At 26.5% G+C, this 17,019-nt stretch carries 13 protein-coding genes; 10 read left to right on the top strand and 3 right to left on the bottom strand.

Annotated features, from left to right (window positions below; all coding sequences use genetic code 4):
* The first annotated feature begins 19 nt into the window (after positions 1-19).
* Positions 20-1,237, top strand: a complete 1,218-nt coding sequence (locus JS510_RS01945; RefSeq protein WP_205517090.1) for an MAG3720 family protein — start codon at positions 20-22, stop codon at positions 1,235-1,237.
* 19 nt (positions 1,238-1,256) lie between these two features.
* Positions 1,257-2,390, top strand: coding sequence for a cell division protein FtsZ (locus tag JS510_RS01940; protein ID WP_205517089.1), 1,134 nt, complete (start codon positions 1,257-1,259; stop codon positions 2,388-2,390).
* A 130-nt stretch (positions 2,391-2,520) separates the two neighbouring features.
* On the opposite strand, the gene JS510_RS01935 is transcribed toward JS510_RS01940, so the two are convergent.
* Complete coding sequence (locus JS510_RS01935; protein ID WP_205517088.1) at positions 2,521-3,885, bottom strand: hypothetical protein; 1,365 nt, start codon at positions 3,883-3,885, stop codon at positions 2,521-2,523.
* A 306-nt stretch (positions 3,886-4,191) separates the two neighbouring features.
* On the opposite strand from JS510_RS01935, the gene JS510_RS01930 reads away from it, so the two are divergent.
* The 8 genes from JS510_RS01930 (at position 4,192) to JS510_RS01895 (ending at position 15,203) form a co-directional block, all read left to right on the top strand.
* The gene (locus JS510_RS01930) at positions 4,192-4,869 is read left to right on the top strand and encodes a 16S rRNA (uracil(1498)-N(3))-methyltransferase (protein WP_205517087.1); all 678 of its coding nucleotides are present in this window, start codon (positions 4,192-4,194) and stop codon (positions 4,867-4,869) included.
* 11 nt (positions 4,870-4,880) lie between these two features.
* Positions 4,881-6,818: a M13-type metalloendopeptidase gene (locus JS510_RS01925; protein ID WP_205517086.1), complete on the top strand. Its 1,938-nt coding sequence runs from the start codon at positions 4,881-4,883 to the stop codon at positions 6,816-6,818.
* A 26-nt stretch (positions 6,819-6,844) separates the two neighbouring features.
* Positions 6,845-7,327 (top strand): single-stranded DNA-binding protein, encoded by a 483-nt coding sequence (locus tag JS510_RS01920; protein WP_205517085.1) that lies wholly within the window; start codon positions 6,845-6,847, stop codon positions 7,325-7,327.
* A gap of 143 nt (positions 7,328-7,470) precedes the next feature.
* Positions 7,471-8,097 carry a uracil phosphoribosyltransferase gene (upp, locus tag JS510_RS01915; protein WP_205517084.1) on the top strand — a complete coding sequence of 209 codons (627 nt, stop codon included), beginning with the start codon at positions 7,471-7,473 and terminating at the stop codon, positions 8,095-8,097.
* 30 nt (positions 8,098-8,127) lie between these two features.
* Positions 8,128-10,467, top strand: coding sequence for a class I tRNA ligase family protein (locus tag JS510_RS01910; protein WP_205517083.1), 2,340 nt, complete (start codon positions 8,128-8,130; stop codon positions 10,465-10,467).
* Positions 10,468-10,530: 63 nt separating this feature from the next.
* Positions 10,531-13,620, top strand: coding sequence for an endopeptidase La (lon, locus tag JS510_RS01905; protein WP_205517082.1), 3,090 nt, complete (start codon positions 10,531-10,533; stop codon positions 13,618-13,620).
* 142 nt (positions 13,621-13,762) lie between these two features.
* A complete protein-coding gene (gene plsY / locus JS510_RS01900; RefSeq protein ID WP_205517081.1) occupies positions 13,763-14,485 on the top strand; it encodes a glycerol-3-phosphate 1-O-acyltransferase PlsY in 723 nt (240 codons plus the stop codon).
* Between the two features lie 220 nt (positions 14,486-14,705).
* Positions 14,706-15,203, top strand: a complete 498-nt coding sequence (locus tag JS510_RS01895; RefSeq protein ID WP_232840937.1) for a hypothetical protein — start codon at positions 14,706-14,708, stop codon at positions 15,201-15,203.
* 78 nt (positions 15,204-15,281) lie between these two features.
* Here the strand turns inward: JS510_RS01895 and JS510_RS01890 are convergent, their stop codons facing one another.
* Together JS510_RS01890 and JS510_RS01885 are read right to left on the bottom strand one after the other, a co-directional pair.
* Positions 15,282-16,172 carry a hypothetical protein gene (locus JS510_RS01890; RefSeq protein ID WP_205517080.1) on the bottom strand — a complete coding sequence of 297 codons (891 nt, stop codon included), beginning with the start codon at positions 16,170-16,172 and terminating at the stop codon, positions 15,282-15,284.
* A gap of 58 nt (positions 16,173-16,230) precedes the next feature.
* A complete protein-coding gene (locus JS510_RS01885; RefSeq protein WP_205517079.1) occupies positions 16,231-17,019 on the bottom strand; it encodes a Nif3-like dinuclear metal center hexameric protein in 789 nt (262 codons plus the stop codon).

Raw genomic sequence — 17,019 nt, 5'->3', positions numbered from 1 at the left:
TTTTAGAAAGGAGATGCCTATGAATAGAGTTGAAAAACAAGATTATTTTGGCTTATTTTATATAAAGAAAAGTCAAGTTCAATTTGTTCTTTCAACTTATATTGGTGGCCATTTCTTTTCTGTTATTAATAATATTTGCGACTATAAAATAGATGATTTAGCAAAATTAGAATCTATTATTAAAGAAGCCAAAAATTATATTAGTAATCAAAATAAAAAAAACAAGCAAAAAACAAATATTTCTTACATAGCAATTATTGATGATGCTTATGCAAATAGTAAAATTAATGATTTACAGTTTTTAGATTCAAATCATTGTTTTGATTTGGAGAATAAAAAGGTTAATGAAAAAACTATAAGTGAATATAATGAAAAAATGTCTAATTTTGAATCTAAAATAAATAGATTTATATTAAGTTATAAAACTTTTTTGTATGAAATTAAAGACGAAAATGGTTTTTCTAAACAATATGGTGATATGCCTGTAAATAAATCAGGATCAAAATTAATTACACATCAAAAATTAATAACTTTTAGCAAAGAATCAGATATTGTAAGTTTGATAAATAAAATCAAAACTTTCAATATTACTATTAAACATGTGTTTTTAAAATCACAATGTTTAGATCTTCAAAAACCAGATAATAAATTTAAATTCACTTTAAACTTTTCGTGAAACTTTATAAATGTTATTGGTCAAATAAATGACAACACATTTTTTTATGATAAAACAAGAATAAAAACTAAAGCTATACTTGAAGTATTAAGCAAGCTTACAAGTGTATCTAATGATAACTTTTCATTGCAAATTGATGCAATAAATAATAATTTTGATTTACTAAAAAGTCTTGATGATAGGTTCATTGATAAAAAAATTTATAAAATTTTTGAAACAGCAATTAAACAAGTTGGAAGACTTATAAAAGAAAAAATAGAAATTGGAGCTTCATATCCAAGTTATGAAATAATTGTTTCAGGAAAACATTCAGCATTTGTTGTTGACGTACTAAAAGATATTTTTAGAGGTATTACTATCTCTGAATTAGACAATAGAGAATCAATAATTAGCAAAATTGACAATCACTTTTTAGGAGCTACTTATATAGCTAATGAGTATGCTCAAAAACGTGATATTCAATTAGAATTATTAGATACTATACCATTGGCAGAAGTTAAGAATAATACAACAATCAACAAAATTTTAAATTCTTTCCATAAAAAATGACTCAATATTTAATTAAAAGAAAGGATAGCACATGGACTTAAAATCGGAAAATAAGAATATAAAAGTCAAAGTATTTGGCATTGGCGGTGCAGGTACTAATGCTGTTAATTATTTAATTGATAATAACAGTGTTGAAAATACTGATATTGATTTATGAGTAATTAATACGGATATTCAAGATTTAGAAAGTTCAAAAAATAAATGCAAAAATAAAATTTTGTTAACTAGCGAGCAAAGCAGAGGTTACGGGTCTGGTAGTGATCCAAGAATTGGCAAAGAATGCGCTTTTAATTCTCAAAAGGAAATAAAAGAAGCTTTAGAAGGTACTGATGTTCTTGTCATAACAGCAGGTCTTGGTGGAGGTACCGGTACAGGTGCAACTAGTGCAATTGCTCAAATTGCTAGAGATATGAATATTTTAACAATAGCTGTTCTATTTACCCCTTTTAGTTTTGAAGGTAAATTAAAATTAAATATTGCAAATAAAGGATTGGAAGAAATTAAAGAAGTTGCTAACTCATATATTGTAATATCTAATCAGGAAATTTTCAATTCATATAGTCAATTACCAATTGATGCTGCATTTAAAATGGCAAATAAGCAGCTAATCAATTTGATTAGAACAATAGATGAAATTCTTAACAAAGAATGAGATATAAATGTTGATTTCAACGATTTTAAAAACCTTATTTCAAATGGTAAAAATACAGTTGCTACCCATGTGCAAACATCTGGCAATGAACGAGTGAAACAAGCTGTTTTACAGATAATTAAAGAAAATAACTTAGATAAATTGAATCCACAATTTAAAAACGTTATAGTTTCATTTAAACTTGATTCAAAAGGAACTTTAGGTGAAGTAAGTCAAGCTATTGATATGCTTCAAGAGTACCTTAATGATGATGTTTTCATAAAAACAGGCATGATCAAGAGTGTTAAAAATGACACTAGAGAATCATTCTTTATTATGAATTTTTTAGCTGGTCAAGGTGAATTTAGCGCATATGACTTATTAAATAATAATAGTAATAATATTGAAAAAAGCATGAATGAAAAGGATACACTTCATGAAGAAGAAATAATAGAAGATCATGAAACAACAAGTTTCACAGCAGAACATGATGATGAAACTGAAGAAAGATTTCCATTATTTTTTGAAGAATAAAAAACTAAACTATTTTAGTTAACAAGCTAAATGAAGTTTAGTTTTTTTATTTTGTTGAAAATTATGAGGGAAAATTTTTAATAAAAAAATCAAATACAATACATTTTTATTGTGTTGTATTTGATTGAAACTAATAATTAACTGTAACTGGTTGTGTTGCTTTAGTTAATAAATTAGTTTTTTTATTGTCTGATTTATCTCATAGTGAAACAATTCTATAAGATCCTTTTGGAGGAGATGTTCTATGATCAAAATAACTATGAGTTGACATTTCAAATGTTACTAATCCATTTTTTACTTTCGGATTTGCTATATGCACAGCCTTATTTCTTAAATGATAAGTTCCTGCAGAGTCATTTGCTTCTACTTGTTGCCCATTTTCTTTAGTAATATTTATTAACATACTAAAATGATTATCTTTAATTTTTTCAAAATTTTCCTTAGATGTTTTTAAATTAAAATTAATATATCCACCATTAATTCAACTTTTAGTAGGAGTTAATTTATTATTTACTACATTTACATCATTTTTAGCTTTTTCTAATGCTGAATCTAAAAGAGATTTAGAGCTTAAATATTTTTCTTTTGTTTGTGTTTCTGCTAAAGCTGATTTTGCTTTTTCAATTTCTGCACTTAGTTTTTTATTAATTTCACCATACATGTCTTGATCAGTGTGAGAAGTTAAAAATTCATTAGCAACTTTCAATGAATTTTCATAAGCTTTTTTATCTTCTTCTAACATTGTGTTGTTTGAAGGTGCATCACTTTGTTCTTCTTCTCTTTTTGTTGTCCCAGATGAAGAGCCTTCTTTATTTTTGTCTTTTTCTGTTTCAGCAGGAGCTTCTGTTTTACCAGCTTCTGGTGTTGTGGTTGGAGAAGTTGAGTCTGTTGATGACTCTTTTTCTTTTTTATCTTCTTTATTTTTAATAGGAGTAGAGGTGCCAGGAGTTTCTGTTTTACCGGATTCTGTTGTTGTTGTTGTCGAAGAAGTTGTGCCTGTTGAAGAGCCTTTTTCTTTTTTATCTTCTTCATCTTTAGTAGGATTTGAAGTACCTGGAGATTCTGTTTTGCTAGCTTCTGTTGTTGTGGTCGAAGAAGTTGTGCCTGTTGATGACCCTTTTTCTTTTTTATCAGATTCTGTTGTAGTCGAAGAAGTTGAGTCTGTTGAAGAGCCTTTTTCCTTTTTATCTTCTTCATTTTTAGTAGGAGTTGAAGTGCCTGTAGTTTCTTTTTTATCAGATTCTGTTGTTGTGGTCGAAGAAGTTGTGCCTGTTGATGACCCTTTTTCTTTTTTATCTTCTTCATCTTTAGTAGGATTTGAAGTGCCTGTAGTTTCTTTTTTATCAGATTCTGTTGTAGTCGAAGAAGTTGTAACTTTTGTTTTATCTTTTTCTTTACTGCTTACATTAGAACAAGAAATAGTTAATAGCGGAATCATAGTTAATGATGCTATTGGCGATAATCCTATAATGTTAATTTTAATGATTTTTTTCATCATAGCCTTTCATAATAAATAAATGTTTATAAATTGTTTAAATTTACTTTATTTATGCGTTTGCAAACCTATTTTATATAAAAAAATAGGATTTCACACTAAATTCTTAAAATTATTTTTTACTTTTTATCCAAAAGAACTATTTTATTGATCAATAAGTTAATTTAACTATTTCAAAAATCAAGTTTTAATAAAGATGAAAATATTTTATTTTGTTATTTTATAAAAAATACATACACTTAATTTATTAAGGTCTTAACATAAATTATTATTGTATAATTTCAAATAAAATTAGAAAGAGATAAGATGCATAGATTTTTTGTAAGCAAAAAAGAGAATAATTACTTTATTTTAGATGAAAAAGTTTTAAAACATATAAAAAGTGCCAGAGTGAAAAATCAAACTTTTTTATGTAATTATAATGGTGAATTTTACTCATGTATTTTTGAAAATTCTAAAGCAAAAATAATTAAAAAAGAGGAAATAAACCATGAGTTCGAGCACTCAGTTATACTCGCAGCCCCAATTATAAAAATTAAACGTTTTGAATGAATTTTACAAAAGGCAACAGAACTTGGAGTAACACAAATTATTCCTATGAATAGCAAATATGTTGATCAAAGTATTATTAAAAATGAATTTAAGCGTAAAAATGACAGATTTCAAGAAATTATAAAAAATGCTGCTGAACAAAGTTTTAGAAACAAAATTCCCGATTTTTTCCGTATTATGAAATTTGAAGATATTATTGCAAATAATAAAGATAAAGTAATTTATGTTGCATATGAAAATCAAAACTTAGAAAATATTGAAACTAGTTTACAAACTAATAGTGTTTTAATTGTTGGTCCTGAAGGCGGTTTTACTGTTGAGGAAATTGAATATGCAAAAGCAAATGGATGCAAAATTGTTTCATTAGGAAAAACAATTTTGCGCGCTGAAACAGCTTGTTTATATATGCTTTCTAACATTAGGGAGAATTAATAAGGAGAACTATGAATAATCAAAATAACATTAGAATACAAGATGATTTTTATGAAGCCATAAATGGTGAATGAATAAAAAAAGCTAAAATTCCTTCTGACAGAAGCAGTGTAGGTGCTTTTTCTGAAATACATTTAAAAAACGAAAAAGCCTTAATTAAAGAGACAAATGAATTAATAATTAACAAAAAAAGTAGAAAAAATTTAGATTCTACTATTGTTAATTATGCAAATTTTGCTGAAATGGCACAAAATTTTAAACGTCGTGAAATGCTCGGGGTTCAACCAATTTTACCCATTTTGAAATTAATTATGAATTTGACTAAAAAAGAAGACTTACTTAAAAAATATAAGTATTTTTCATATAGAGAAGTTCCACTTCCTTTCGAGTTTGGAATAATTCAAGATTTTAAGAATGTTAGTGACCAAATAATGTGTTTTTCAGGCCCTAAATTGATATTGCCTGAAAAATCATATTATGAAGATTCACATCCGCTTAAGGAAAAATTAATTAATTCATTTGTAAAAATGTCTCATAAATTACTTAAATTTTATTTCGATGATGAAGAAAAAAATCAATCAATTATTAATAAAACTTTGAGTTTTGACAGAAAATTAGTTGATTATAGTGCAAGCGCAGTTGAGATGGCTAATTATGTAAGCATGTACAATATATATAACATGAATGATTTGAACAAAAAAATTAAAAATGTAAATGTAAAATCGTTAAGTGAAGAATTAGTGAATAGAGGAGAAATTAAAAAAACTGTTGAAAAAATTAATGTTATTTATCCTAAATTTATTGATAACTTAGATATCATTTTTAATGATGAAAATTTTGATGAGATTAAGTCATGAATGTTTCTAAAAACAATCATTAAGTTTTCTATGTATTTAAACGAAGATTCAAGAATAATTTCGGGAGAGTTTGAAAGATCTATTAGTGGACAAAGCAAAGCTTCTAAAAAAGAAAAAAGTGCTTTTTATTTAGCATATGGTGCATTTAATATCCCTTTTGGTACTTTTTTTGCTAAAAAAACTTTTGGTGAAAAAGCCAAGAAAAATGTTGAAAATATGGTTGAATCAATGATAAATATTTATAAAAAACGTTTATCTATAAATGATTGATTAAGTGAACAAACTAGATTAAAAGGTATTGAAAAATTAGAAAATCTTGGTGTTCACATAGGATATCCAGAAGAAATTCAGCCTTACTTTTCAAAGTATAAAATTAAAACTTATGCTGATAATGGAAACTTATTATCAAATGCTTTAGATATTAATGTTGTCAAAAATACATGACAATTTAATCAATATCAAGAACCAATTAATCGTAATTATTGAGGAATGTCTCCAGCTGAAGTTAATGCTTATTATAGTCCATTTATGAATCATATTGTATTTCCAGCCGCTATACTAAATAAACCTTTTTATTCTATAAAACAATCAGAATCAGCAAATTTTGGTGGAATAGGAGCTGTTATAGCTCATGAAATAAGCCATGCTTTTGATAATAATGGTGCTCAGTTTGATAAAGACGGAAATTTAAATTCATGATGAACTGATGAAGATTTTGCAAAATTTAATGAAAAAGGCAAAAAGATGATTGAACTATTTGATAACCGTCAAACTGAATATGGAAAGTGTAATGGAAAATTAACAGTTTCTGAAAATATAGCTGATGCAGGTGGAATTTCATGTTCACTAGAAGCCGTGATGCTTAATCCAAAAAACAAACTTGAAGACTTTTTTATAAATTGAGCAATAGTTTGAAGAGGAAAATTTAAACCAGAAACAGCACAAATGTTGCTTTCTGTTGACGTTCATGCACCTCAAAAATTGAGAGCAAATGTGCAAGTTCAAAATTTAGACGAATTTTATTCTACTTTTAATGTTAAATCAAGCGACAATATGTGATTGCCAAAAGCTAAAAGAGTGAAAATTTGATAATTTAAAATTAATTGATAGGGGTTAATATGAATTTAAATAAAGTTATCATCATTGGAAGAATAGCTTCTGATGTTAAATATTCAAAAACTAATAATGGGACATCAGTTGCAAGAACTAGAATAGCTGTTAGCAGAAATTATAATAATGATAGTGAAGCAACAGATTTTATTCCTGTTGTTGCATGAAGAAATACTGCAGATTTTTTGAACAATTATGCTCCAAAAGGCTCACTTGTTGCAATTGAAGGCGGTATAACAACTTCAACATTTACCAATAATGGTCAAAATGTTTTTGTTGTTGAGGTAAGAGTTGATAATTTACACTTGCTTGAGCCACGTTCAATTAGAGAACAAAGACAAGCATCAGACTATTCTGTTGAAAAACAAAATTTTAGTTTTCAAAATAAATCAAATGACGCTTCTAAATTTTCAGGATTTACAAGTGAAGAATCTAAAGAATCAGAAAGCAATTTAAGCATGAACTTTGATTTTGGAGACTTAGACGAATAAAATTTTAACTTTAAGCTCTAAAATATTTCATTTAGAAAAAAGCGCCTTTTTTCTTAAAAAAGTGCGTTTTTTGCATTATTGCCATTATTTAAAGTATTATATATTAGATAGAGTAAGTAGATATCATTATAAAGGAAATTGTTATGTTGAAAGTAATTGATCACCCGCTTATAAAAATTAAGCTAACAAATATGCGCTCAAAAGAAGCCAATCACTCAATTTTTAGAGTAAATTTAAATGAAATTGCATCATTGATGGTTTATGAAATTTTAAGAGATTATCAAACTAAAAAATGAATAGTGACTACACCACTGGATTTATCTTTTGATGGGGATGGAATTGATAAAGATATTGTATTTGTTCCCATTTTAAGAGCTGGTTTAGGTATGGTTGACGGATTACTTAGCTTAATTCCTGAAGCTAAAGTAGGCCATATAGGAATGTATAGAAATGAATTAACCTATAAACCGGAAGAGTATTTTTATAAAATTCCACACGTTGCAAAAGATAGTTACATTTTTGTTGTAGACCCTATGTTAGCGACAGGTAACAGTGCATCAGATGCAATAAAACGGTTAAAACAAGATGGTTTTACAAATATTAGTCTTGTTTGTTTAGTTGGAGTACCTGAGGGCGTTAAAACTATTGAAGATAATTTTGGAAAAGATTTCAATATTTATTTAGCTGCATTAGATGAAAGATTAAATGAAAATAGCTATATTGAGCCAGGTTTAGGTGACGCAGGGGATAGAATTTTTGGTACAAAATAACACTTTACTTTATATTGAAAAAGGGGCATCATGTCAAATTATGATTTTTTAAATATTGAAAAAAAATGACAAAATACTTGAGACGAAAATCAATATTTTGAACCTAAAAAAGATTTTAATCTAAGCAAGAAATATATTTTGAGTATGTTTCCATATCCATCGGGCAATTTGCATATGGGTCATGTTAGAAATTATACAATAGGCGATGCATTGGCTCGTTTTTATAGACGTAAAGGCTTTAATGTGCTTCACCCTTTTGGTTGAGATGCTTTTGGCTTACCAGCTGAAAATGCAGCTATTAAACATGGCATTCATCCTAAGGATTGAACATATAAAAATATTGACACAATGAATAAAAACATAAAACAGTTAGGCATCTCATTTGCCTGAGATTATTTCTGTATAACAAGTGATGAGATTTATACAAAATGAGAACAAAAATTATTCATAGAGATGTGAAAAAATAATCTTGTTTATAGAAAAAATGCCCTTTTAAATTGATGTGAAAAAGATCAAACTGTATTAGCAAATGAACAAGTTATAAATGGTTTATGTTGAAGATGCGACATGCCAGTTGTTAAAAAAGAAACTGAGCAATATTATTTGAAAATAAGAAAATACAGTAAAGAATTGCAGGATAATCTCAATAATCTAAAAGGCTTTTGACCAGATAAAGTATTATCAATGCAAAATAATTGGATAAATTATGAAAAAGGCTATAAAGCAGTTTTTTTAGACAAAAATAGAGAGTTAAAAAATAACATTGAAATATTTATAAATGACAAAAAAGATCTTGAAATTATTGATTTTATTACTATTAGTGCTAACCATGATATAGTTGATGAATTAATTGAAAAAGGCACAATTTCAGATGAAGATATTAAGAAAATAGAAAAAATTAAAGTTTCTGCACAAAGCAAGAATTTCAGTGAAAAATTAAGTTTTAAATTACCTTTTCCATTTGTTTTAAGTGGTGAAAATTTAAAAAATATAAATGTTTATGTTTCTGATTTTTCTACACTAGGAACCAAAAACAAATCACAAATCATTAATTGTTCCAAATTACCTAGTTACTTAAAATTTGCTCAAGCAAACAATATTTCTATTGATAATATCTCAATAGACTATGAAACACTTTGTTTAGAAAATGATGAGAGAATTAATCTTCAGGATTGAGGTATTAGTAGGCAAAGATATTGAGGTGCACCTATCCCAATGATTCATTGTGATTTATGCGGTACAGTACCAGAGAAAATTGAAAACCTTCCTGTGGTTCTTCCTAGAGATGTTGATTTTAATAAAATGGGTAACCCACTTACAACTAATAGTTATTGATTAAAAACAAAATGTCCTGAGTGTCAAGGAGAAGCAACAAGAGAAACTGACACATTTGACACTTTTTTTGAATCTAGTTGATACTTTCTAAGATTTACATGTCCCCCTGAATTAAGAAAAAAAATGGCTTTGGACTCACAAAGCACAAAATATTGGAATTCTGTTGACAACTATATTGGTGGCGTTGAACATGCTGTTTTACACCTTCTTTATGCTCGTTTTTTTACAAAAGTTATGGCTGATCTTGGTTATGTAGATTTTAGAGAACCTTTTTCAAATTTATTAACACAAGGAATGGTTCTTAAAGATGGTGCAAAAATGTCAAAATCTAAAGGAAATGTGGTAGCTCCAAATGATTTAATTTTAAAATATGGAGCTGACACGGTTAGATTATTTATTCTTTTTGCCGCTCCGCCTTCTAAGGAACTTGAATGATCTGATGATGGAGTAGAGGGCTGCAGTAGGTTTATTAATAGGTTAATAACTTTGTTTAGCAAAGTAAGAAAAGTTGAGAATTTTAGCTCTAAATTGATAGATTCGACAAAATTAAATGATTTTGAAAAAGAAAGTCGTAGAAAACTTTATAAATCACTTGTTAAACAAGAAGAAATTTATGCAAATAATAAAAATGAATATGCTTTCAATACATTAATTGCTTGAATAATGGAAGTGCTTAATTCTTATGAAAAAATTGATAATAATTTACTATTAAATGAGTTTTTATATGTAGCGTTAAATGTTTTAGAACCATTCATTCCTCATATTTCATGAGAAATTAGCGAAAAATTATTTAATTTAACTAACTTAAGAAATTTTGAAATAGACCAAGAAATTTTAAAATCTGATTTTGTTAATTATGGAGTTACTATAAATGGCAAAGTAAAATGTCAAATTTTAGTTCCTGCTGCTGATAATAATAAGGAATATGTTTTGTCATTAGCTAAGAAAGAAGCTTCAAAATGACTTTCAGGTGTCACAATTTTAAAAGAAATTTTTGTTTTAAACAAAATAGTTAATATTGTTATAAAAAATTAGCAGACTAATTATTAGAGTGCTAAAATATTGGTATAATTAAATAAAAAAATAAGGAGATAATGTATGGTAAAAAAATCAAAAAATAATCAAGTTTCAACAGAAAAATCAGCAAACATTTTTGAAAATCTGTTGTTTTTAAGCATTAAAAACAACCAAAAATTTACAACATGAAATAATCCAGCAGTAAATTCTTTTGTTTTATACGATAGAGAAAAAACTAAAGTTTTAATAACAAAAGACATGATTAAATTTGGCCCTTTTTGAAAAAAAGCTATAAAGAGATATGAAGATGATAAGAACAACAATAAAGAAACAATAGAAAAAACAAAATTTCTTTTAATGTGGTATTCTCCTGAAATTAATTCTGTGCCTGTGTCAGAAAATCTTACATATAATCAAGTTTTAAACACCATTCCATTAAATAACATTGTAAGCATCGCAACTTTATGTTCTATTGAAAAAATTGAAAAAGAAGTCGATTCAAAAGGTGAAATTATGAATGTGGCTACTGTGAAAGCTATTCATAAATACATACCAATTAATATTTATGGCTATCAATATTTAGATGAAAATGGAAAAATAGTAAAAAAGGCTAACAAGGAAGCAAAATTTTTAAGAGACATTAGTGGTGTTGAAGCAATTAGAGCTTCATATAAAACTGATGAAGAAATTTTGTCTGGTGATCCTGCTCTTGATATCAATGGATTTGAATCTATTATTACATCATTAATTGAGAATTCTAATTGATCTAGTGCATTACATCTTTATAGACACTTGAGAGGATTCTCAACAGATGAAATTTTGGCTTGAAATCGTGAAATGTTTCAAACTCAAGGTGAGTTTTTAGCATCAGATAATAATTCTAAACTTGAAGCTATTGTTTCTGCTTTATGTAATTTGTTTGCTCTTCCTACTTATGAAAAACATGCAATTTACACTATTGAATCTCCAATTGACAAATATCAATATTTAAAGACTTTATATTCATCAATTGTTGATGTTATTAGTATTTTTATTAATGCGTGCACCAATGAAGAACGTAGTAAAATTTCTCATCTTATTTCTTCTATTAAGGATAATGATTTATATCGTTCTGCTATTGAGGATATTAAATCAAGTGACAATCAAAAAATTTATGATGAATATGTAGTTAATTTTTATAATGAATATTACAATTATTTCAAAAGTGGTTTAGTTACTAAAGAAGATAGAGATTATGCAATTAATTTAATTGAAAAAAATAAAGATAAGAAATTAAATGATCAAAATTCAAAATCAATACCAGAAATTGATAAACAAATTGATAAAGAAATTAATAGAAAAATTCAAAGTAATTTAGATAAGCAACAAAAAGAATTTCTTTTACGTGAAAAAATGAAAGTAATTAAGGAACAACTTAATGAAAATGATGCTGAAGAAGATGAAGATAGTGATTTCTTAAAAATTGCTAATGACCCTATTTTAAACCAGATTTATCCAAAAAATATTATTAAATCAATTAAGACTGAAAAAGAAAAACTTAAGGGTATGATGTCATCTAGCCCGGATGCAAACATATTGCAAACTTATATTTCTAACTTAAAAAAATTACCATGAAGAAAAGTTGAAATTGAAAATCTTGATATAAATCATGCTAAAAGTGTTCTTGATAAAAATCACTACGGCCTCAAAGAAGTTAAAGAACGTGTTATTGAATACTTATCATTAATAATTAACCATAAGAACATTAATAAGGAAAATTCTGAAAAAGAGCTTATTACAATTGATGAAAATACTCAAATAGATTTAGGTTTATTTAAAGAAAATTCAAAAAATAAAGTTCAACAACAGTTTAATAATGTACCTATTTTAACACTTGTTGGGCCTCCAGGAACAGGAAAAACATCGCTTGCTCGTTCAATTGCTGAAGCTTTAGATAAAAGTTATGTAAAAATCAGCCTTGGTGGAGTTCATGATGAATCTGAGATTCGCGGTCATAGAAAAACCTATGTTGGTGCTATGCCGGGAAAAATTATTAAAGCTATTCAATCTTCTGGAGTGTCTAATCCATTAATCTTATTAGATGAAATTGACAAAATGTCAAGTGACATAAAGGGCGATCCTGCTTCTGCAATGCTTGAGGTTTTGGACCCAGAACAAAATACTAAATTTCAAGATAATTATATTGAGCATGAATATGATTTATCTAAAGTATTATTTATTGCTACAGCTAACTATTATGAAAATATTCCTGCCCCATTGTTAGATCGTGTTGAGATTATTGAGCTTAATAGTTACACAGTCAATGAAAAAATTAAAATAGCAAGAGAACATTTAATTGATATTGTTGTTAAACAAGCAGGATTAAAAAATGAACAGTTTCAAATTGGTGATGATGTTCTTGAGTTTATCATTAAACACTATACAGCTGAGTCTGGAGTACGTGCATTAAAGAGAAATTTAGATAAAATAGCTCGTAAAATAGTTACAAAAATTGTTTCTGGAGAAAAATTAGATGAGTTTAAAATAACAATTAATCTCATTCCTGAATTACTAGGAACAATTAAAATAAGTGACAGTGACAATGAAAAAACACCTCAAATTGGCTCTGTGAATGGTTTAGCATATACATCAATTGGTGGAACTACATTACAAATTGAAGTTTCGGCTTTTGAATCTAAATCACCCGGAATACGCTTAACTGGTTCACTTAAAGATGTTATGCAAGAATCTGCGAAAATAGCACTTTCTTATGTTAGAACAAATGCAGAAAAATTCGGAATCAAAGATTTTGATTTTGACACACATGAAATTCATATTCATGTTCCAGAAGGTGCCGTTCCTAAAGACGGACCAAGTGCAGGAGTAACATTTACAACAGCTTTAATTTCTGCATTAACTCAAAAACCAGTTTCACAAGAAGTTGCAATGACTGGAGAAATTACACTAAGAGGCAAGGTTCTTGAAATAGGTGGTCTTAAAGAAAAATCATTTGCTGCTTTCAAAAAAGGAATAAAAAATGTATTTATTCCTAAGAATAATGAGAAAAATTTAAAAGATTTACCTGAAGAAGTTTTAGAAGCTATTAAATTTATTCCTGTTAGAGAATATGAAGAAATTTGAGAAATTTTATTTAAAAATACTTTAAGTATCAAAAATAAAAAAAAACAGTAGAAAAATCTACTAAAAAACAAGACAATTAATTTATAAATATGCATCTATTTGATGTATATTTTTTATAAAACATTTACACAAATTTATAAGTTATTTTGATTTTTAAGAAAAATATTTATTCAAATTAATATATTATTTAGTTATGAATATTTTTTATAGCATACTTTCGAATTTATCACTAGTATTATTAGGATATATTTTAGGTTCATTCAATACATCTATAATATTAAGTAAAACGCTAAAAAAACAAGATATTAGAAATTTTAATAGCCATAATGCAGGGGCAACAAACACTTTGAGAACTTTTGGTAAAAAATTTGCCCTTATTGTGTTTTTAATTGATGTTTTTAAGACTTTAATTCCAATTATTATTTTGTCTGCACTTTTTAATCATGTAGAAGCAATTAGTACATTTTCGAGCAAATATTTTTTAAGTCCACAATCAATAGGTTTAGGAGTTGTAATAGGACATATTTTCCCAATATTTTATAATTTTAAAGGTGGCAAGGGTGTAGCTTGTTCATTAGGTTTTATATTGGCTAATAACATATTGTTTTTATTAATAGCTTTTGTGATTTTTATGTCAATTGTTGGTGTAACTAAATTTGTATCATTAGGTTCAATTTTAACATCTTCAATATTAATTATCTTTTTTTGAGTTCCTTGATTTATAAGTGGGATATTAGGTTACTGATTTAATAATGTTGATATGACTAATAAATTTTTAGATTTATCTGATCATTGATATGTTAGTTCAATTATTTATACTATTATATCTGTGTTGGTTGTTATTAGTCATCATAAAAATATTGTTAAACTTATTAATAAAACGGAAAATAAACTATCATTTAATAAAATTAAATAATTGATAAAAATAGAGATTTTTAAATTTCTATTTTTATTTTTATTTTGCGATTTTACTTATCAACATTATATCCACAAAAAAGATTATTGAAAAAATTGCAAAAGTAATTTATTTTTTCGTATTTTTTTAACTTTTTCATTTTTTTCGTCAATTTATCCACAAAAAATAATGTGTACAAAAGTAGGAAAAATGAGCATAATAACTAATTTAGAATTAAGTTATGGAAAATATGAATGAATTAAATACAACAGAGAATGTTTCTCTACCAGTTCTAAAACCACTTGCATTGAAACCAGAATTCGTTAGCAAAATAAAAGGAGACAATAGGTTAAAGACTAACGTTATCATAGTATTAGCAAGAGATGAAGAACATGCTTACTTTTTATGTTGCTTATTATCTAAAAATGAAGATCAAAACAATAAAAATATTATTAATATAAACATTGATGATGGTATAAATGATAGGGGAGAGCTTAAAAAAATTATTTTAGCCCAATCAATTGATACGTCAGCAATTTATAAGATGGATTACAATGAACTTATATCAAAATTACAAACTCGCTTTGAAAACATGGATGAATTGCCTTATTTAACAATTAAAGATCAATTGAACATTGTTGATAAAATCGCAGAAAATGTAAATAATAGTGCAAATCCTATGAGATTAGTGTTGATAAGAAAAAAACCTAAATTAGATAGCAATAGCACCCAAATATAAAATTAATAATATTTATATATAAAAAGAGCAAAATAAAAAAACTAGGACCTAGTTTTTTTATTTTTTTAATTAGTTATTTTAGCTTGCAATTGTTCTTCTTTTTTCGGATGCTATTTTGTTTTCAAAAATACGATCATCAATTTCTTTTACAAATGGTCTGAACATAAAGAAAAATACAAGATAAATAAGAATTGAAACAAACATAATGCCAAATACAAAAAGGAATACAAATATAATTAAGTTTGTTTTAACATCTGCTATTGAGCTATTTAATTTGATTAAATCAGCAAAGTAAGGGAACACTTCTGTTCTATGAGAGATATACATAAAGTTAAGATTTTCTTTTATATTTTCAGAAGCATTTGAATGATAAACAATTTCATTTAATATTATTGAAATAATTATTATGCCACTAATGAATAACATATGTCAAAGATATGTTTCTCATTTTCTCGGATCAAGTATACCCTTAAGAATTATGTACATACCAAGTGAGAATGAAAATACTGCTTGAATTATAAAGTATGCGTTATTTGCAAGGTATTCAGTGAAAACAAAAGCTGGGTATGCTAGTATTGTTCCACCAATTGTAACTGATGAGATTCCTATAGTTGGAAGCATAAATTTTTCTCATTTTTTGTTTGGAATACAAAAGTAAAATGGAAGAATTCACAATAAAAGTGATGAAATTTGAACAGGGAGATATTTAGTATTATATGCAGCACCTTCTGTTGTTTGTACTCTTGATATTTCTGCGAATTGGTTAAAAATAATTTCGTTTAGGAATATAAACACTCAAGTGAATATAATTGCTCCTCTAATTGATTTTCTGTTAGCTCTATTAAAAGCGAAAATCATAAACAAAACTAATGTAATTGCAGTGCAAATGTACAAAATGTGCTGCATTCCACCAATTGCTGGAATTTCATGTGTATGATTTAAGAAACCATTTAATTTAGTTCACATCATAGCCTCCTATTTTTTAAACTTGATTATTATAATATTTTAATATATTTTATTTAATATTTTAAACATTTTCATAAGGTTCATTTTGAATTTTTACCTTAATTAAAGGAATGTTAAAAAATTTATTATTCAATTGGTTGTAAATATCATCAACAAAAACTTGTTCATCTAGATGACTTATTTCTAAAATGGGTGTTTTTGTTTCTTTATAATTTATTCAATCGCTTCACTTTATATCACTAGTAATGATCAAATCATATCCAAGTTCTTTTATTTTATTAACTTCGCCAATAAAACCACTGCCAGATAAAATTGCTATTTTATTAATTTCTTTATTTCATAGACTTTTTGGTAAATTTGTTCTCATTGATGAAAAGTTTAGTTTTTGTTTAATTAGTTCGACAATATTAGTAAATGATAACTCTAAATTTATAACACTGGCAGGGTATAAACTTCAGTCAAAATTATTTATATTTTCATCTTTAAAACCAAGTTGTTTAGCTATTTGATAGCTTGTACCATTTTTGTGATTATCGTAATTTGTGTGGAAAGAGATAACATTTATCCTGTGGTCAATAAGTTTTTGAAGAATTTCTTTTTTATATGGAGCATATATTTCTTCATCAACTCATTTTTTATAAAATTTAAAAGGATGATGAGTAATAATTAAATTACAATTTGATTTAATTGCTTCATTTATAGCATTAGAAGTCAAATCTATTGCTATAATAACTCCAGTTAGTTCATCGCTTAATTTATTTTTAAAGCTTCAACCAGATGGATCTCATATTTCTTTATTTTTAAGAGGGTATTTACGAAAAAGAAAATTTGTGAGTTGTTTAATTTGCAT

It is taken from the genome of Mycoplasma tauri (genome assembly GCF_016925555.1).
GTDB classification, from domain to species: Bacteria; Bacillota_I; Bacilli_A; order Mycoplasmatales; family Metamycoplasmataceae; genus Mycoplasmopsis; species Mycoplasmopsis tauri.
This window is presented reverse-complemented; position numbering and strand designations above follow the sequence as displayed.